This window comes from Vibrio sp. (genome assembly GCF_047973365.1).
GTDB lineage: Bacteria > Pseudomonadota > Gammaproteobacteria > Enterobacterales > Vibrionaceae > Vibrio.
Map to the genome: position 1 here is coordinate 21,114 of NZ_JBKEBW010000025.1, position 19,142 is coordinate 40,255.

Annotated in this window: 20 protein-coding genes; 9 read left to right on the forward strand and 11 right to left on the reverse strand. The window is 44.3% G+C overall.

Annotation, left to right across the window (positions count from 1 at the left end):
* Positions 1-6 precede the first annotated feature (6 nt).
* Positions 7-2,235: an ABC transporter permease subunit gene (locus ACK5MF_RS03980; RefSeq protein WP_416919589.1), complete on the reverse strand. Its 2,229-nt coding sequence runs from the start codon at positions 2,233-2,235 to the stop codon at positions 7-9.
* 216 nt (positions 2,236-2,451) lie between these two features.
* Here ACK5MF_RS03980 and ppk1 point away from each other — a divergent pair, with 216 nt between their 5' ends.
* Both ppk1 and ppx read left to right on the forward strand, forming a co-directional pair.
* Complete coding sequence (gene ppk1, locus ACK5MF_RS03985; RefSeq protein ID WP_416919591.1) at positions 2,452-4,554, forward strand: polyphosphate kinase 1; 2,103 nt, start codon at positions 2,452-2,454, stop codon at positions 4,552-4,554.
* A complete protein-coding gene (gene ppx, locus ACK5MF_RS03990; protein ID WP_416919594.1) occupies positions 4,529-6,028 on the forward strand; it encodes an exopolyphosphatase in 1,500 nt (499 codons plus the stop codon). The genes ppk1 and ppx overlap by 26 nt, the downstream gene beginning before the upstream one ends.
* A 52-nt stretch (positions 6,029-6,080) precedes the next feature.
* On the opposite strand, the gene ACK5MF_RS03995 is transcribed toward ppx, so the two are convergent.
* The 3 genes from ACK5MF_RS03995 to phoB all read right to left on the reverse strand — a co-directional run bounded on the left by ACK5MF_RS03995 (position 6,081) and on the right by phoB (position 9,130).
* Complete coding sequence (locus ACK5MF_RS03995; protein ID WP_416919596.1) at positions 6,081-7,037, reverse strand: PstS family phosphate ABC transporter substrate-binding protein; 957 nt, start codon at positions 7,035-7,037, stop codon at positions 6,081-6,083.
* Positions 7,034-8,332 (reverse strand): phosphate regulon sensor histidine kinase PhoR, encoded by a 1,299-nt coding sequence (phoR, locus tag ACK5MF_RS04000; protein ID WP_416919598.1) that lies wholly within the window; start codon positions 8,330-8,332, stop codon positions 7,034-7,036. Before phoR ends, ACK5MF_RS03995 begins: the two co-directional genes overlap by 4 nt.
* A 108-nt stretch (positions 8,333-8,440) precedes the next feature.
* Complete coding sequence (gene phoB, locus ACK5MF_RS04005) at positions 8,441-9,130, reverse strand: phosphate regulon transcriptional regulator PhoB (protein WP_165310447.1); 690 nt, start codon at positions 9,128-9,130, stop codon at positions 8,441-8,443.
* 236 nt (positions 9,131-9,366) lie between these two features.
* On the opposite strand from phoB, the gene rdgC reads away from it, so the two are divergent.
* From rdgC to ACK5MF_RS04020, 3 genes are all read left to right on the forward strand, one after another.
* Complete coding sequence (gene rdgC, locus ACK5MF_RS04010) at positions 9,367-10,281, forward strand: recombination-associated protein RdgC (protein WP_416919600.1); 915 nt, start codon at positions 9,367-9,369, stop codon at positions 10,279-10,281.
* A 166-nt stretch (positions 10,282-10,447) separates the two neighbouring features.
* Positions 10,448-11,848, forward strand: coding sequence for a tRNA 5-hydroxyuridine modification protein YegQ (gene yegQ / locus ACK5MF_RS04015; RefSeq protein WP_416919602.1), 1,401 nt, complete (start codon positions 10,448-10,450; stop codon positions 11,846-11,848).
* A 2-nt stretch (positions 11,849-11,850) separates the two neighbouring features.
* A complete protein-coding gene (locus tag ACK5MF_RS04020; RefSeq protein ID WP_102942934.1) occupies positions 11,851-12,105 on the forward strand; it encodes a YfhL family 4Fe-4S dicluster ferredoxin in 255 nt (84 codons plus the stop codon).
* Positions 12,106-12,347: 242 nt separating this feature from the next.
* Here ACK5MF_RS04020 and nfsA read toward each other — a convergent pair whose 3' ends face one another.
* The 4 genes from nfsA to tnpA form a co-directional block, all read right to left on the reverse strand.
* Entirely contained in the window at positions 12,348-13,070 is a 723-nt protein-coding gene (nfsA, locus tag ACK5MF_RS04025) for an oxygen-insensitive NADPH nitroreductase (RefSeq protein ID WP_416919604.1), read from the reverse strand.
* A gap of 11 nt (positions 13,071-13,081) precedes the next feature.
* Positions 13,082-13,414, reverse strand: a complete 333-nt coding sequence (locus tag ACK5MF_RS04030; RefSeq protein WP_171138854.1) for a DUF1904 domain-containing protein — start codon at positions 13,412-13,414, stop codon at positions 13,082-13,084.
* 122 nt (positions 13,415-13,536) lie between these two features.
* Entirely contained in the window at positions 13,537-14,457 is a 921-nt protein-coding gene (locus tag ACK5MF_RS04035) for a dienelactone hydrolase family protein (RefSeq protein WP_416919606.1), read from the reverse strand.
* Positions 14,458-14,630: 173 nt separating this feature from the next.
* On the reverse strand, positions 14,631-15,062 hold the full coding sequence (tnpA, locus tag ACK5MF_RS04040) for an IS200/IS605 family transposase (protein WP_416919608.1): 432 nt from the start codon (positions 15,060-15,062) through the stop codon (positions 14,631-14,633).
* A gap of 274 nt (positions 15,063-15,336) precedes the next feature.
* Between tnpA and ACK5MF_RS04045 the strand changes: the two genes are divergently transcribed.
* On the forward strand, positions 15,337-16,233 hold the full coding sequence (locus ACK5MF_RS04045) for a hypothetical protein (protein WP_416919610.1): 897 nt from the start codon (positions 15,337-15,339) through the stop codon (positions 16,231-16,233).
* A gap of 371 nt (positions 16,234-16,604) precedes the next feature.
* Here ACK5MF_RS04045 and ACK5MF_RS04050 read toward each other — a convergent pair whose 3' ends face one another.
* Genes ACK5MF_RS04050 through ACK5MF_RS04060 form a run of 3 tightly spaced genes read right to left on the reverse strand, consistent with a single transcriptional unit; the run spans position 16,605 to position 18,265 of the window.
* Positions 16,605-16,964: a hypothetical protein gene (locus tag ACK5MF_RS04050; RefSeq protein ID WP_416919612.1), complete on the reverse strand. Its 360-nt coding sequence runs from the start codon at positions 16,962-16,964 to the stop codon at positions 16,605-16,607.
* Positions 16,965-16,978: 14 nt separating this feature from the next.
* On the reverse strand, positions 16,979-17,932 hold the full coding sequence (locus tag ACK5MF_RS04055) for a tyrosine-type recombinase/integrase (protein ID WP_416919614.1): 954 nt from the start codon (positions 17,930-17,932) through the stop codon (positions 16,979-16,981).
* A gap of 36 nt (positions 17,933-17,968) precedes the next feature.
* Positions 17,969-18,265 carry a helix-turn-helix domain-containing protein gene (locus ACK5MF_RS04060; RefSeq protein ID WP_416919616.1) on the reverse strand — a complete coding sequence of 99 codons (297 nt, stop codon included), beginning with the start codon at positions 18,263-18,265 and terminating at the stop codon, positions 17,969-17,971.
* Positions 18,266-18,376: 111 nt separating this feature from the next.
* Between ACK5MF_RS04060 and ACK5MF_RS04065 the strand changes: the two genes are divergently transcribed.
* The 3 genes from ACK5MF_RS04065 to ACK5MF_RS04075 are packed head-to-tail and all read left to right on the forward strand — an operon-like array spanning position 18,377 to position 19,137.
* Positions 18,377-18,595 (forward strand): hypothetical protein, encoded by a 219-nt coding sequence (locus ACK5MF_RS04065; protein WP_416919617.1) that lies wholly within the window; start codon positions 18,377-18,379, stop codon positions 18,593-18,595.
* A complete protein-coding gene (locus ACK5MF_RS04070; protein WP_416919619.1) occupies positions 18,592-18,852 on the forward strand; it encodes a hypothetical protein in 261 nt (86 codons plus the stop codon). Before ACK5MF_RS04065 ends, ACK5MF_RS04070 begins: the two co-directional genes overlap by 4 nt.
* Before the next feature lie 9 nt (positions 18,853-18,861).
* Entirely contained in the window at positions 18,862-19,137 is a 276-nt protein-coding gene (locus tag ACK5MF_RS04075) for a hypothetical protein (RefSeq protein WP_416919621.1), read from the forward strand.
* Positions 19,138-19,142 lie beyond the last annotated feature (5 nt).

A 19,142-nucleotide genomic window follows, 5' to 3' on the forward strand; every position in this document is an offset into this window, starting at 1 on the left:
AACCCATTACAGTGAACGATAACGCGCGCGAAGGCGCTGACGAACCCACTCAGCAATCGAGTTCACTGCAAATGTAAACACAAATAAAAGTAATGCAGCCAAGAACAGAATTCTAAAATGCGAGCTGCCCACCTCTGATTCTGGAAGTTCTACCGCTATCGTCGCCGATAAGGTACGCATGCCTTCCAGAATATTCCAATCCATAATTGGTGTGTTACCTGTTGCCATCAAGACGATCATCGTTTCACCCACTGCGCGACCTAACCCCATCATAACGGCTGAAAAGATACCTGGGCTTGCGGTTAACAACACAACATTTACTAACGTCTGCCACGCTGTTGCACCTAAAGCTAACGAACCATCAGACAAATGTTTGGGTACAGAGAAGATCGCATCTTCTGCAATGGTAAATATGGTCGGGATCACCGCAAAGCCCATAGCAAAACCAACCACCAGCGCATTTCGTTGATCGAAGTCGATACCATATGATGCAAGCAGCAACCTGACATCGCCATCAAATAACCACATCTCAATTTCGTTGCTCATTGACAAAATCAACGCGACAAAAACAATCAACAAAGGAATGAGAATCAACGAATGCCAACCATTGGCTTTGCGAACCATTGAGCGAGGCAAGCAAGCCCAAGCCAAACCAATCAACAAAATTGCGATAGGGAGAAGAATAAACAGAGCCGTTATCGATGCTAAGTTCGTCTCAGCAATCGGCGCAAACCATAAAGCTGCCAGAAAGCCAATAATAACCGTGGGCAGCGCTTCCATCAGCTCAACCGTTGGTTTCACTATTCGGCGCATTTTCGGTGCCATAAAATACGCAGTATAAATCGCACCTAATACAGCAATAGGCACCGCAAACAACATCGCATAAAACGCCGCTTTCAGGGTACCAAATGCGATAGGCACCAAACTAAATTTAGCTTCAAAATCATCACCACCGGATGTCGACTGCCATACGTACTGAGGCTCTGGGTAGCTCTCGTACCACACTTTCTGCCACAACGATGAAAATGATACTTCCGGATAGCCGTTATCCACCTCTGCGACACTAATAATGCCATCAGAATAAGTCGCCAAATAACGCTCGTTATCTGACATCGCAGCCAATGTCGGTGCTTTGGAATAAGCACGTTCAAAGATGACTAGTTTTTCACTGGTGGTGTAGTGGTTTTGAACCGAACCATTTTTATAAAAACTGTAGAAACCTTTGCGATAGGTATCAGGCAGCAACATGGTCATTTCTGATGCCAGTTTAAACTCGCGAATATGCGTAAGCTTACGCTCGCCCTCTTGTGATTCTGTTGAATGCAAAACATCAAACCACTGCGAGACCAAACCATCGCTGTGAGAAACCAATAGAGAATGAGCACCGGACAGAAGCGTAATGGCCGTTACTTGGTGTTTACTATCACCAAGGCTCAAATCAACAACTTCACGAATGTGAAAACGTACCCCATCACGAAGCGCCACCACAAGGTCTGTACCTGAACGAATGTACAAGGTCTTCGCATCCGGCGTCAGAACCAATTGGTCGACTTTGCCAAACTCGGTCGGGAAGCGAAATTCTCCTTGCTGATTTTGCGCAGAAGTATCCACCCAACGAACCAACACAGAGCTGTCATCAAGATAGCTGGCAAACACGGTTTCCTCATCAGTGACCGCAAAGCTGAATTGCTTAACCGTTGCCCCTTGAGGAGAAAGCTTAAAATTTTTAGGCAAGGACAGATGTTCAAGTTCCGGCGTAAAACCTCGCCCTTGTTTGCTCATTGAATAAAGAAATTGGGGACGAACCACAACCACATTCCGCTCGCTATCCGCCATTGCAAACCAGCCAGAATCTCGTGTCGCGGTGGAATACACAGTGGGCTTAATTTTCAAATGGTCAATCCAGATGGGAGCGCTTTTCTCGTGATTGAGTAGCCAAAATTCGGCCCTCGCATCTTTGTCACTTTCGTTTGAACGAACAATAAAGGCGCGTTCACCATATTCATCGACAGCAAGATATTGAGGTACAGAGGCAGAAATAGGCTGGCTGGCAAAATTAGGCTTCAACTTGGCATCAGAAAACAGAGGAAGAACAACCATACCAAGGTAGATAAAGATCAGAATCAAAGCCCCCAGCACACTCACACCACCGCATGTCACTGCAAGACGAACCAAACGATCTTTGATTAATCGTTTCTGATCTCGTTCTTTCAATGAAAATGTGCTTTGAACCATTTAAAAATCTACCTATTTAACCAAACTGTCATATTATTTTCGTTAGGTGACAATTATATTACAAAGAGCATTAAACAACTGAAAATAAAACAACTCTGAGAATAAAAACACTCACTGCAATAAAAACGTCATATTTGAGCAATATTTTGCATGAGTTGGCTACCATAGTTAACGACCTCAGTTTTCAACGTCAAAGAACTAGTCAGTAGGTGTATCATGAGTACGGATAAGCTGTATATCGACAAGGAATTAAGTTGGCTTTCATTCAACGAACGCGTATTGCAGGAAGCCGCAGATAAAACCGTCCCCCTTATCGAACGAATTCGATTTTTAGGCATTTTTTCCAACAACTTAGATGAATTTTACAAGGTACGATTTGCCGATGTAAAACGCATGATCCTCATCAATCGTGAACGGGGTGGTAGCGATGAATCGAAACATCTGCTGTCGCAAATGCAAACCAAAGCCTACAAGCTCAATCAGAATTTTGATCAGCTTTACAGTGAGTTGATCCTAGAGATGGCAAGAAGGCGGATTTTTTTGGTTAATGAAAACCAACTTGATGAAACTCAGCAACGCTGGATAACCAAATATTTCCAAAAAGAAGTGCTTCCCCACATCACTCCGCTGCTCATGCGTGACGACATCGATGTTCTGCAATTCCTTAAAGACGAATACGCATACATCACCGTTGAGCTAAAAAAAGGCGAAAGCAGCCAGTATGCATTGATAGAAATCCCAACCGATCATCTGCCGCGCTTTGTTATGGTGCCGGAACAAAAAGGCAAGCGTCGCAAAACCATTATTTTGCTCGATAACATTATTCGCTACTGCCTGGAGAGCATTTTTCAGGGCTTTTTCGAATATGACAGCATTGCTGGTTACTCAATGAAAATGACCCGCGATGCAGAATACGACTTACGCCACGAAGTAGAATATAGCTTACTGGAACAGATGTCTGAAGGCTTGAGCCAACGGTTAACAGCAATGCCTGTACGCTTTGTTTATGAACGAGAAATGCCGGAAGCGATGCTGCGTTTCTTATGTGAAAAATTAAAAATTTCCCATTACGACAGCCTGCTTCCAGGTAGCCGCTACCACAACTTTAAAGATTTTATCAGCTTCCCTAACGTTGGTCGTGACTACCTGGAAAACAAACCGTTACCACCCATGCGATGTGCTGATTTCGAAGGTTATCCCAACTCATTCGAGGCGATCAAAGCCAAAGATATTCTGCTTCACTACCCATATCACACCTTCGATCACATCACGGAGTTGGTGAGACAAGCGTCTTTCGATCCAAAAGTCGTCAGTATTAAGATCAACGTTTATCGTGTAGCAAAAGATTCACGTTTAATGAATTCATTGATCGACGCGGTACACAATGGCAAACGCGTAGTCGTAGTGGTAGAGCTACAAGCTCGCTTTGATGAAGAAGCCAATATCGAATGGTCACGTATTCTAACTGAAGCCGGAGTACACGTTATCTTTGGTGCTCCGGGTATGAAGATCCATGCCAAACTCTTGCTTATCACCCGCAAAGAAAACGATGCTTTTGTGCGTTACGCGCATATCGGAACAGGTAATTTCCACGAGAGAACTGCGCGTATCTACACCGATTTTTCATTGCTAACCGCCAATGAAGAGCTGACAACGGAAGTACGAAGTGTGTTCAGCTATATCGAAAGCCCATTCCGCCCAGTGAAATTCAATCATCTGATTGTTTCACCACGTAACTCACGTACTCAGCTATATCGTTTAATTGACAGCGAAATTGCTAATGCGAAAGCAGGGAAAAAAGCAGCAATCACTCTTAAAGTCAATAATCTGGTCGACAACGGTCTGATTAATAAGCTTTATGGTGCAAGTGCTGCAGGGGTTAAAATCAAAATGATCATCCGCGGTATGTGCTCTTTAGTTCCGGGGGTCGAAGGCATCAGCGCCAACATAGAAATAATCAGTATTATTGACCGATTCTTGGAACATCCTCGTGTCATCATGACCCATAACGATGGTAACCCATTAATCTATATTTCATCGGCGGACTGGATGACTCGCAATATTGATAACCGCATTGAGGTAACAGCGCCAATTCGTGATGAAAGATTAAAGCAAAAAATCATCGATATTTTGAATATTCAGTTTACAGATACGGTAAAAGCGCGTGTTATAGACAAAGAGATGAGCAACAGCTACGTCAAACGAGGCAATCGCAAAAAAATTCGCTCTCAGATGGCCATTTATGACTACATTAAAAATGTAGAAAAACAAACACGTAAGAATATTGCTGCAAATGAATCACCCCAACCAAACTCGTGAAATCGCAGCTATCGATCTCGGATCGAATAGCTTTCATATGGTAGTCGCTAAAGTCGTCGATCAAGATCTACAACTGATCAGCCGCCATAAACAACGTGTGCGTCTAGCTTCTGGATTAGATGAACAAGATAATCTCGATCACGCGTCAATGGAACGTGGCTTGGAATGTCTGGCAATGTTTGCAGAAAGACTACAGGGCTTCGAGCCGGAAAATGTTCGCATTGCCGCCACACACACGTTGCGTCGCGCCCGCAATGCTCATATTTTCATCCAAAGAGCACGCGAAGTATTACCGTTTCCCATTGAGATCATTCCCGGTACTGAAGAAGCACGTTTGATCTATTTAGGCGTCGCGCATACTCAGCCACAATCTGATTCTATGCTGGTCGTGGATATCGGCGGCGGCAGTACAGAAATCATTATCGGCAAAGGTTTTGAAGCTGAGCTCGTTAATAGCAAACAAATGGGTTGTGTCAGTTATACCCATCAGTATTTTGCCAATGGCAAATTGTCAAAGAAAAACTTTGCCCAAGCTATCTTAGCGGCAGAGCAGAGGCTCGAATCGATTGCTGCGAAATACCGTAAAATGGGTTGGCAAAGTACCTTCGGCTCTTCAGGTACCATCAAAGCTATTCGCGAAGTATTGATCGGTTTAGGGGATGAAGACGGCATTATCACCGCTGAGCGCTTGGACAAAATTATCGATAAACTCTGCCAATGGGACACCATCGAAGATATCGATTTGCCATCTCTGACCGAAGACCGCCAACCCGTTTTTGCGGCAGGCGTAGCCATTTTGGCGGCTATTTTCAAAGCGCTACACATTAAAGAAATGTTTTTTTCAGATGGTGCGTTACGTGAAGGCTTGCTGTATGAGATGGAAGATCGCTTCAAATATTCCGATATACGTTTGCGTACAACCGAAAATTTGACCGCAAAACACCTGGTTGACCTGGAGTACGCAGCACAAGTCAAGGGATACGCGCGCGATTTTCTTAACAATGTCTCCTCTGAGCTTGGCTTAAAAGCCGGTAGTGAATTATTTGAGCTACTGGAATGGAGCGCACTACTTCACGAAGTAGGATTAAGCATTAGCTTACAAGCGTTCCATCGTCACTCAGCTTACATTCTGCGTCATACCAACATGGCTGGTTTTAACAGCGAGCAACAACTGGTGTTATCCACCTTAGCTCGCTTCCAGCGTAAGGCCTTAAAACTTAACGAAATGGAAGACTTTTCTCTGTTTAAGAAAAAACACATTACCGGTCTGATTCGAGTGCTACGCTTAGCTATCGTGGTCAATGGACAACGTAATGATGACCCACTTCCAGAACTTTCTTTGAGCGCTCAAGATGATGAGTGGACACTGAATTGCGTTGATAAAGATTGGCTGGAAAACAACAAGCTACTGCATGCGGATTTGCTGACAGAGAAAGAGTACTGGAACTCTGTCGGTTGGACTTTAAATTTCTAATACCTTCTTTTGTCGGTAGAAAAATAGCCTCAATTTCATGAGGCTATTTTTATTATTCAATTCCTACTTTTTTCAGCTCTTGGCTGGCAATTTCAGCTGAAATCGGTACATAGCCATCTTTTGCTACTAGGCTTTGACCTTGCTTGGAGAAGATAAAGCGAATGAACTCTCGTTGAATCGGCGTTAACTCACGTAGCGGATTTTTGTTCACATAAACAAACAGATAACGGGAAAGTGGATACTGACCAGAAAGAATATTTTCGTGGGTCGGTATCACATAATCCGTACCAGATTTGGCAATCGGCAATAGCTTCACACCAGACACCTGATAGCCAACGCCCGAATAACCGATGGTATTGATTGACGATGCGACAGACTGAACCACCGCAGCCGATCCCGGTTGTTCGTTGACATTACGTTTAAAGTCACCACCGCAAAGCGCGTTCTGTTTAAAGTAGCCATAGGTACCAGATACTGAATTTCGGCCAAACATCTGAATACCACGTTTTGCCCAGTCGTAACTTAGCCCTAAATCCTGCCAAGTTTTCGCCGACTTCGTTGCTCCGCAGCGCAGTGTTTCTGAGAAAATACTGTCTAACTGACTGAAGTTGAGCCCTTTAATGGGGTTGTCACGATGAACAAACACACCAATTGCATCGATAGCGACGCGTAATTCCGTCGGTTTATAACCAAATGTACGCTCAAACGCTTCAACTTCACGCATGCGCATTGCTCTGCTCATTGGTCCAAACTGCGCAGTTCCTTCTGTTAGCGCCGGAGGAGCAGTTGCAGAACCTGAAGCCTGCACCTGAGAGTCAACATTCGGGTAAAGCGTTTGAAATTCTTCAACCCACAGAGTTGTCATGCCTGCAAGCGTGTCTGAGCCTACCGACAGCAAACTGCCAGCAACGCCTGATGTTTTCGTATAGTCCTGTAACTCATCAATCGCATAAGCCATCTGACAGAGCAACAAGGACGCAGCAATACCACACTGACTCAGCTTATTCATCGCACAACCAAACGTTTTGGTAACACAAAGGAAAACTTACTACCTTTGCCAACTTCACTTTCAATATCAAGGTGCGAATCATGATGCGACAGAGCATGTTTTACAATAGCCAAGCCCAGACCACTGCCACCGGTATCGCGGGAACGTGCTTTATCGACTCGGTAAAAACGTTCCGTTAAACGGTGCAAGTGTTGTGGTTCAATACCGTCGCCCTTGTCTTCAACTTCTAAACAAGCACCTTGAGGGGTTTGATACCAGCGTACATAGACCTCTGCTCCCGGAGGGGTGTATTTCACCGCATTGTAGACCAGATTAGATATCGCGCTGCGTAACTGATCTTCGTCCGCCAACACTTTTAGATTGTTATCAATTTCAAACGAAAGCTTATGTTCGTCACTGCCGCTGAGGCTGATCGCTTCTTTTTCCAGTATTTCCAGCATCTCAGGAACGTTCACCACCTCTTCAAGCTCATGCATCGGTGCCGCTTCGATTTTCGACAGAGTTAGAAGCTGATTGACCAAACTGTTCATGCGGTTTAGCTGCTCTGTCATGACACCGTGTGCTTTAGCCCACATAGGACCTGACAATATTTCGGGGTCTTCTGTCATTTCTAAATAGCCTTGCAACACCGTCATCGGAGTGCGCAGCTCATGAGAAACGTTAGCGAAGAAGTTGCGACGCATGCCTTCAAGCTGTTTAATCTGAGTGACGTCACGCACCACCATCAAATGCTCACCTTCGGTGTAAGGCACGATACGCAGTTCCAGCATACGTTCTACGTTAAGTGGCGAGCGCATTTCCAAGGGCTCGGAAAAATCGTCTTTTTGCAGATACTTGATAAAATCTGGCGTGCGGATCAAATTGGAAATCGGTTGACCAGAATCATCAGGCCAACGAAAGCCAAGTAGATGCTGGGCTAAACGGTTACACCATACGATGTTGCCTTCACTGCGAAAAACCACCACCGCATCCGGTAATGATTCCGCACCGTTACGGAAACGGCGGATGAGATTGGTCAGCTCTTTACGTTTTTTACGTTGCCGTTGCTGAAGCCGGTATATACCGTTAAACAGGGATTCCCAGTTGCCAGAACCAGAAGGTGGCGTCAGGCGTTTTTCATCCCATAACCATGCCGATAAACGCAACTGGTTATGTAAATGCCAGACAAGCTGAATCACCGTCGCTGCTAACAGCAGCCACGGCATATATCCAAATATCCAACCAATAACTACCCATGGAAGGTAAAAAAAAGCCAGCTCCCAGGCCAGCTTTTTCCAAGTCAATCGTTCAACCATAATCTCTCTAACTTGATCCTTTAAAGCACTTTATTTTTAAAGACTTTTAATTTTTAAAGACTTTTGGTTTTTAAAGGCTAACGCCATTTAGCCTTATCAGATTTTTCGTTAAGCCTTAACTGAAAAGCGATAACCTGCACCACGAACCGTTTGAATCAGCTTGTCGTGTCCAGCATCTTCAAGGGCTTTACGCAGGCGACGAATATGCACATCAACGGTACGATCTTCCACATACACGTTAGTACCCCAGACGTTATTCAATAGTTGCTCTCGACTGTACACTCGCTCTTGGTGCGTCATAAAGAAATGCAGCATTTTAAATTCAGTTGGCCCCATATCGAGCGGCACATCGTTGGCTGTCACTCGATGAGAAACCGGGTCCAGCTTCAAACCTTGCACATCAATCAACTCTTCTAATGCTGTTGGGGTTACCCGGCGGATCACCGCCTTCAAGCGAGCAACAAGTTCTTTAGGCGAGAAAGGTTTAGTGATGTAGTCATCAGCCCCCACTTCTAAGCCACGAACTTTATCTTCTTCTTCACCACGAGCCGTCAGCATAACAACCGGAATGTTACGAGTCAGTTCTTCACGCTTCATGTGTTTGATAAAGTTAATGCCACTACCGCCAGGTAGCATCCAATCGAGTAGTACAAGATCAGGGAAGGGTTCAGCTAATTTCTCTACCGCAGTGTCGTAATCTTCAGCTTCCACTGCTTGGTAGCCTTTTTGTTCAAGAACAAAGCAAAGCATCTCTCGAATTGGCGCTTCGTCTTCAACCACTAGAATCCTTCTAGACATATTTGAATAACCTTTATTTTTAATTAACAGTATAACCAAACGTCATGTGGTCATTTGAGCATATGCATTATGAAAAATGAATATGACACTTTTGTGACTATTGCAAACAATTTTTAATATAAGTTTCTTACCATATTCATAGTTTTATATTAGTTAGCCATTTTTACGTTTCTGATAAGACATTGAGGGTGAAATCCCCTATCATGTTGGCCTTTCGAACAAGGAAAAGAAAAGATATGTGGTTTAAAAACTGTATGGCTTATCGTGTTAATCGCGAAGTCAATTTCAACGCCGATCAGCTAGAGAAACAACTGGCAGAGTTCCGTTTCACGCCATGTGGTAGCCAAGACAAGCAGAAGTTTGGTTGGGTTCACGCACTGGGCAAACATGGCGATATGATGACCCACGTGAGCGACGACCGCATTCTCATCTGCGCCAAGAAAGAAGAAAAAATGCTACCCGCTTCAGTGATTAAAGACTCTCTAAACGAGAAAGTCGCATTGATGGAAGCGGAAGAAGGTCGCCCTCTGAAGAAAACAGAAAAAGACAACATCAAAGATGACATCATTGTGGATCTTCTTCCTCGCGCTTTTAGCCGTAGCCAACTCACTTATGTTCTGATCATGCCAAAAGAAGGTCTGATTCTGGTTGATGCAGGCAGCTATAAAAAAGCGGAAGATGTGCTTGCTCTGCTACGTAAGAGTATGGGTAGCCTACCAGTAGTACCTGCGATTCCTGAAGTGGCAGTAGAAACGACACTGACGGAGTGGGTCAAAGACGGTAACTTGCCACAAGGTTTCCAATTGCTTGATGAAGCGGAACTGAAATCTTTCTTAGATGATGGCGCTGTGATTCGTTGTAAGAAACAAGAGCTGACCAGCGATGAAATCCTTAGCCATATTCAAGCCAACAAAGTCGTCACTAAACTCGCCCTAAGCTGGCAAGAGCGATTGAGCTTTGTATTGGCGGAAGATTGCAGCATTAAACGCATTCAGTACAGCGATGATCTTAAAGATCAAAACGAAGACATTCCTCGTGAAGATCAAGCAGCACGCCTAGATGCTGACTTCTCTCTGTTATGTGGTGAATTCTCAGCATTCTTACCAAACCTATTTGAAGTGCTTGGCGGTCTTCCTAAAGCTGACGCTTAACCTTTCTCTGACTCCGTCTTGGCGGAGTCAGTTTTTCGCTACTTTTCTTCCCCTTCTATGTTTAATCTTTACTAGGCACAGCTCACGTTTTGACGTAAAATTTGCGCCCCTTCCAATACCATCAGGTGGTATTGGCCTGACTTGTGATCAGATTGAGAAACAAACAATGACTACTGAAAACACTTTTGTACCAGAGCTATTGTCTCCAGCGGGTAGCCTAAAGAACATGCGTTACGCATTCGCATACGGTGCTGATGCTGTTTATGCTGGCCAACCTCGTTATAGCCTGCGCGTACGTAACAATGAGTTCAACCACGAAAACCTGCAGATCGGTATTAACGAAGCTCATACTCTAGGTAAAAAATTCTACGTGGTATGCAACATTCAACCGCATAACTCTAAGCTAAAAACCTTTATCCGTGACCTTAAACCTGTAATCGATATGGGCCCTGATGCGCTAATCATGTCTGACCCAGGTCTAATCATGATGGTGCGTGAAGCTTTCCCAGAAATGACGATTCACCTTTCTGTTCAAGCAAACGCGGTTAACTGGGCAACAGTTAAATTCTGGTCAACGCAAGGCGTTGAGCGTGTCATTCTTTCTCGTGAACTGTCTCTAGAAGAAATTGAAGAAATTCGTCAGCAGTGCCCTGAAATGGAAATTGAGATTTTCGTCCACGGCGCGCTTTGCATGGCTTATTCTGGCCGCTGCCTACTTTCAGGTTACATTAACAAACGTGACCCGAACCAAGGTACTTGTACTAACGCTTGTCGTTGGGAATACAAAGTAGAAAAAGGCAAAGAAGACGAAGCCGGTCAAATCGTAGCAGAGTTTGATCCAAATGCTGCACAAGCAATCGAAGTTCAGGAAGAGCGTCCAGAAAACACGATTGGTCTAGGTAAACCTTCTGATGAAGTTGTACTGCTTTCTGAAAGTCACCGTCCTGAAGAAAAAATGGCGGCATTCGAAGACGAGCACGGCACTTACATCATGAACTCAAAAGACCTACGTGCGGTTCAACACGTAGAGCGTTTGACTAAGATGGGGGTTCATTCACTGAAAATCGAAGGTCGTACTAAGTCTTTCTACTACTGTGCTCGTACAGCTCAGGTATACCGTAAAGCGATCGATGACGCTGTGGCAGGTAAACCATTTGATGAGAGCTTGATGAATACTCTCGAAAGCCTGGCTCACCGTGGCTACACCGAAGGCTTCCTACGTCGTCACACTCACGATGCATACCAAAACTACGACTACGGCTACTCAGTGTCTGATGCGCAACAGTTTGTTGGTGAGTTTACCGGTAAGCGCCGTGGCGATATGGCCGAAGTAGAAGTGAAAAACAAATTCATGCTTGGTGACAGCCTAGAACTGATGACGCCAAAAGGAAACGTTGTATTCACTCTTGAAGCAATGGAAAACCGTAAAGCTGAAGCGGTTGATGACGCAAAAGGCAATGGTCACTTTGTTTATATCCCAGTGCCTCAAGACATGGATCTTAACTACGCGCTACTGATGCGTAACCTGAATGCTGGACAAGATACTCGTAACCCAGTAGGCAAGTAACCATGGCGTTATTGATCACAAAGAAATGCACTAACTGTGACATGTGTGAGCCTGAGTGTCCTAACGGAGCCATCTCTATGGGTGACAACATCTATGAGATTAATCCGAACCTCTGCACAGAGTGTAAAGGACACTACGAGAATCCGACATGTCAGTCTGTATGCCCGATCACCAACTGTATTGTGACGGATCCGGAGCATGTAGAAACGGAAGAAGAGTTGCTTGAGAAGTTTGTGATTATTCAGGGATTAGCGTAATCGCTCTCTAATATAAAAATCGAAGCCCAGTCAGTGACTGGGCTTTTTGTTGCGTTCTAATCTCGATTATACCAATTTCACTATTAATCTGATCAGTATTAGACAATGAGCACCGAACGCAAACACGCCCTTATTTTTATAAGAGCGTCCTTCCATGGGGCTCCGCCGAGCCATCCATGGCTCGGAGGGTTTGCTTATCGGTACTCAATGTCTAGTTGATTAGGAAATTAATGTGTTTGGTATTATTTCTGAGCCAGACCTTTGTCATTCAGATAACCAAGCATATACGGTCTCGATTCCTGACTCAGCTTAGCGGTGATTTGCTCTGACCAACCTTGCTGTTTCACATTGCTCGATCGACTTTGATAGTACTCCATCATCGTCTGATCGTATTCAGCAACTGCCTCTTTATTCAAAGGCTGATAACTGTTTTCGTGAACAATCACATTCGCCCCTAAGCGTGGCTTCAACTGAGGATCTTGGTCTGGATGACCCAGACACATGCCAAACAGCACTGCGCTGTATTTCGGCAAGCCTAACAGCTCATCCACTTGTTGTGCTGAATTACGCAGACCACCGATGTAAACACCACCCAGCCCCATTGATTCAGCAGCTAACAAGCAGTTCTGCGCCATGATGCCTGAATCAACTGCACCAATCAGTGTCAGTTCCATAAACTCAGGCTTCACATTTGGGTTCATCTCATAGTGACGTTGATAGTCGATACAGAACACCAGAAATTCAGCTGCCTGAGCAACGTAATGTTGGTTGCCAGATAGCTCTGCCAGCTTCTGGCGCTTCTCTTTATCCGTCACTCGAATAATCGAAACCACTTGCAGCAAGCTTGAGCTGGAAGCCGCAATACCAGACTTAATGATGCTGTCTAACTGTTGCTGAGTAATCGGAGTATCTTTAAAAGCGCGTATCGAGCGATGATTTAAAATGGTATCAATAACGGAATTCATCAACTTCCCCCTTAATAATGCTGAGCATTATCGTAGTAACCAGCAGGACTTAGAGCAGTGAAGATGACTGCAACATTTGAATCCTGACCAACAATGCCTTTCACTTGTTCGGTGACAATCGCTGCCACCTTATCTTGCACTTCCTGCCCACGATCAAACCACAATACTTCCACGAATGGGTATGCAGCAGCGACCTCACCTTCTGCATAGAAAGTGGTGTAGATATATTCGAAAGTGAAATCTTCACGAGGAGAATTCATCAAAGACTGCAGTGAATCCGTGAGAGGTTTTGACAAGTTTTGCACTGTTTGAGGTTCTACCGCGCGGAAACGAAAATGTGGCATAGCTAACTCCTTCTTTTTGAACATCATAACAGCTTCAAAAATAGGGAGCGACAACAAGTAATGGCTCTTGCATCAAAGTTCAGGTCTTAACATTCAATACAAGAGCCACTTGGTTTCATTTACTATGCGTTTAAATGTTCATCGAAAAAGGTCAAAGTGCGTTCCCAAGCCAACTCCGCTGCTTCTTCGTTATAACGGCCCGTAGAGTCGTTATGGAAGCCGTGATTAACGCCTTTATATACGTGCGCAATATATGGAACTTTGTTTGCCATCAGCACTTTTTCATAATCAGGCCATGTAGCATTCACTCGCTGGTCAAGTTCTGCAAACTGCAATAACAACGGACCTTTGACATTGGAACGAATGCTTTCAGCTGCAGGCGTCCCGTAAAAAGGCACTCCGGCATCCAGAGCATCTGGCATCGTGGCAGCAAGCATATTCACCACATAGCCACCAAAACAGAATCCGACAGCACCCAATTTGCCAGAGCTATTGGCATGGGATTTAATAAACATTGCGGCAGCAATAAAGTCTTCTTCAATCTTGGCTTTATCCATACTGCTTTGCATCTCTCGACCATCATCGTCGTTGCCCGGATAACCACCGAGAGGGAATAACGCGTCAGGCGCAAAAGCGATATAACCATTCATCGCCAGACGTCTTGCCACATCTTCAATGTAAGGGTTCAAACCTCGGTTCTCGTGTACGACAAGCACAACTGGCGCTTTACCAATCAGCTCACGAGGCATAACAAGGTATCCTCGTCCTTTACCGTGTCCTTTAGGCGAATCAAACTCAACATAAGTCGCTTTGATTTTTTCATCATTGAAAGATACCTGTTCTGCCAAAGCGTAATTAGGTAGTAAAGCAGAAGTGAGAACTGCCATGCTAAAGCCTAATACTGCAAGACCAGATAGGCGACGCATAAATTCTCGACGGTCAATCAAACCGTGAGCGTATTCGTCGTACCAGTCAAATGCTTCTTGCGGTATTTCCCTTGTTTGTTGGTTTTGGCTTGCTAGGGTATCAATACGTTCTGTCATGAAATGTCCTTAGTTCATTACGAATCATTCGTCTTTACTTAACAAATCTTAGACCATGCTCTGCGACTTAAGAGAACAATATTTATCAAATTTGTAACAGTTAAATTACCTCCGGCTTAGCCGGAGGCTTATTGGGTTACGCCCTCAAAGGGCTTAAGTAAGCGCCCAAGGCGCTAGATACCGAACTCTAATTGATCTCGGTGAGCATCCGCTTTTTCTTGGTTTCTTATATATTCGAGAACTACCTGTTCATCTAAACCCACTGTTGATACGAAATAGCCCCTAGCCCAGAAATGTTCACCGCTAAAATTTCTCTGCTTACCTTTAAAGTGCCTCGCTATTGATATCGCACTTTTTCCTTTCAAGTAACCAACTACATTAGATACTGAATACTTCGGTGGTATGCTGATACACATCTGAACATGATCTTTCATTAAGTGCCCTTCCTCAATAGTCGCGCCTTTCCGTTTAGCTAACTCATGGAACGTTGAGCCTAGGTGTTTTCGCAGTGCTCCATATATCAATTTCTGTCTCTTTTTCGGTATAAAAACCACATGGTATTTACAATCCCAACGGGTATGAGACAGACTCTTATAGTCTCGCATAGGTTGTTTCCTCTTTACTTTTGGTCGAGCAAAGAAGTTACACCGTTGTCACGGTCAAACCTATGCGAGTCACCCCAGCTTAGCTGGGGGTTTACCAATATTTAATTATCCAAGCCCTGCACTATGCTCTCGGTTCTGGAGATGGTAGTCATCAATATGCGACCAGCATTAACACTCTTTATCAAACACCAAGACAGCATGTAGGCGGCACGCTATGGCATGGCTTTGAGACCATCAACGAGGTTATCATCCGGAACAGTTCTGGGGCGGTGTCATGGATGCATTCCGTCAACCTAAATATGCTTATGAGCTGTTCAGCAGCCAACGTAATCCTCTTGTGGAACATCCTATTGCTGAAAGCGGCTATCACATTGCGATTCTGCATGAAATGACGCCTATTTCTCCTTCAGACGTCATCGTGTGCAGTAATGCAGACCAAGTGAAATTAACTTTCTGCGGTGTTGAGGTGGGAACCGTTTCAGTCAAAAACACCACCATAGGCATTCCATTTAAACCCGCCGTATTTAAAAACGCTTATGACTTTATGACGGTAAAAGATAAACACCGATCAGACTTGTTTGAGGAGGCTTGCCTTGTTGCTGAAGGATTGGTTGATGGCGAAGTGGTTTGTCTTGAAGTTAAGTATCCGGCAAGGCGCCCTACGCGTATTCGCCTACGTTTATTGGATGAAAGCACACCTATCGTCGCAGATGGTTCCCAGTTGGTTACTATAGTCGCTGAAGTGACAGATGAAAGCGGCAACATCAAACGCTTAGCAAGAAACAGTATTACGTTTACGGTACTGGGTGAAGCGGAATTGATTTCGACAGAGCGCATGAGTTCGAATCCAAGATTAGTCGAATGGGGAACAGCGCCTGCAATGATCCGCACTTCGTTACAAGCAGGAGAAATACGTATACAAGCCAAACCTAGTATAGAAGGCGTACATTCGTTGATTCCTGATGAACTGGTCCTGCATTCAAAACCAAGCACTTATCAACTACTGGCAAAAGAGCAGCGAGAATGGCTAGTTGACGAAAAAGAACTGCGTGAAAAAGCTTCTCAATTTGCTCTGGCTAAGCAGAAAAAAATAACAGCATTGGAGGACATGACTTTTCGTCTAAAAGGCGTCGAAGCTCAGCAAACAGAGTGCGGAGAAACCACTGAATAAGTGTTAGTTGATTAGCGCTGATAAAATATCAAGGCCACACAGCAATAAGCGATGTGGCCTTTGTTTTTGGTATTGGCGGAATCCGTTACTCTATCAATTGAGCATTGCAGCAACCAGCCAGACGACAGATGTGAAAAAGCCCCAGTCTTTCGACTGAGGCTTCTAATAATGGCAGGGGTGGAGAGATTCGAACTCCCAACACGCGGATTTGGAATTCCACTCAACCACGTAGAAAAACAACCAGTTATAAATCTAAAAAATCTGACTTCGGTTTATATGTTCTTGCATGTGGTTCATATGAACCTAAATTACACGCAAAAAAATGACCTAGACAAAATCTAGGTCTTTTTTATTATTGAATATTTATTGAATTATTCGGTTTTTAAAAGCTTCGGAATGCTTGCCCCACCCATAACAAGCGCTACCGCAGACAAAATATCCTTAATATACTCAGCATTACCAGTAATAAAAGCGATAACACACAAAGCAACCATCAAAGACACTGCGTAAACAATTAGCCCTATAACTCGCTTATGTTTACTCGTTGATGCTTCAATTTCTTTGGTTTGAATTTCAAGATTCATAGCGTTAGACTCCTTATCCTTCCTTTCTAGGTATTCTAACGCCTGCCCGCCAAGTTCTAAAGCCGCTTTAAAGTTTTCGTTAATATGGTTAATTTCTTCAACCATATTAGCCTTTTTCACTTCCGTAAGTTTGCTATTTTCAATCATTATTTAAATTCTATTTATTGGTGCTCATTTAATGGGTTTAATTTTAGAGTGTCTTCCAAATGGTCAGGAGCTAAATGCGCGTAACGCATTGTTGTAGTGATTTCACTATGCCCTAACACATCCTTTAACTTTACGATATTGCCGCCATTTATGACGTAATGGCTCGCGAACGTATGCCGCAGAACGTGCGTCATCTGCCCCCTTGGTAAATCAATATTTGCCCTGTCAACTGCCTTTCTGAATGTGGAAAGGCTACTTAAAAACATTTTGTTATCGCTCACTGGCTTAATTGTTTTTAGTTCTTCGTAGAGCTTTTGATTTACTGGTACAGTTCGGTTGCGGCTAGATTTGGTATTTAAAAACGTGATTTGATTATTCTTGATTTGTGATGGTTTGAGTTCTTCCGCTTCACCCCATCTTGCGCCCGTAGCTAGGCACACTTTGACGATGTGAATTAGTGATTTATTGGTGAACGTCCGGCACGACTCCAACAGCCGCCCTATCTCGTCGTGATCTAGGTAACGAAGTTCTTTTTCACGCTCTTTAAACTGGCGAATCTTATCTAGTGGGTTAGGGAAATTAATCACCCCTAGCCTGTCCAGTTCGTTGAACATCGCCCTTAAATAAGCGTGCTCACGGTTAATCGTTGTGGTCGTCACTTCAATAGTGCGATCTTCGCGGTACTTGGCAAAGTCAGCACTGGTGAAGTCACTAGCAATCGGATTGCCGAAACGTTCAGACATCCGATAGAGAATTTTTCTCAGGCGGATGTGGTCACGCAACGTCTTGCCGTGCATTCGATACCAGAGGGTAATTAGTTCGTCCAACGTCCTAAAATCTTTCCCTGCATTCTCACGCTCAAACCTTAACGCTAAACGCTTATCAAGCTGCAAAGCATCACGCTCACGCGAGAAAAACTGATTCGGGGAATACGTGGAATAATAGCCCGACTCGCACAGTAAAATCATACACCCCCCAAAAATAAAACCTTTTAGCGCAAATAGTTAGGCGCGTTTCGCTGCATTCTCTTCGGCAGCGATAACACCGCAATCTAATAGGATAGAAAAATCCGGTGCAATTTGACCAGATTCTGGAAGTGTTTCGTCAGTCATAAGCCAGAAGGCGTACTTTTTAAATCGCTCGTGTTTTGTGATCTTCTTCAAAGTTTCAGCACTTGGCTTGCTAACGCATTGTTCGCAATCTCTCAAAGTACCCCTAGAAATATCAACAAGTTGTGCCATTTCTTGACGCTCTAACTTTTCAGCTATTCGTATTGCTTTGATTTTTTTTCCAAATTCCACTCTTGACCACCCTACAGGATAACCTGTAACCTTAGCCTAATTACAGGAACCCCTGTAACCCAATACAACCCAATACAACCACATATTGGAAACCAATAAGGAGTGTATCACATGCTGAGTATTCCCTTTATGTCCGTAACGCATTTCTCACGCCTAACCAATATGGGCGTGAAACAAATCAAAGCGCGTATGGATATTGGCGAAATTCCAGAGGTGTTGCAGCGCAAAGAAAACGCCACGCGTTACGTTGATTTGGTGGAGTTAGTCCACCGTATGGAGGCAGGTCAATTTGAGTTTTCAGACTTGACCGCTAAGGAGAAGGTAGCATGACGCACGCAGATTCCATCAAAACCATCTACAACGGACTGGTGAACAAGTACCAGTTTGACCAGTTCGCCATGCAGGAAAACCAAACGCCTATCAATACCCGTTATTTCCTGAGCGAAAAATCACGCGAGCACATGACCCAGTCACTAGACATGCTATCGCGCTTCGCTCACGACTTAGGCGAGCCAGAGCTAGCCGGAAAAATTCTTAGCACTGCTGCCAATCTTGGCGCGGATGCTGTCCCGCCTATGCCAATGTGAGGTTTAAAGATGAAAGCCATCTATAAAAAATTAAGGTCAGCAGTGCGCGAGGGGGGAGCCTGTGGCTATTGGGCTGCGTACGAAACACTAAAGGGCTTTGATGGTTCGGAGTATAGAAAACTTGCCCTTCTCACAAGAGTTGCAGCCTCACTTAGAAAACCCATGATTCATTATGTTGATGTAAATCGACGCTTGGAACATCTAAAGCGCATGGGATTTCGTGAAGCGGCAAGCTTACACCCTGTTAAGCTTGGTAGTCACAAACGCCGCCCGTTACCGCGTTAATGCTT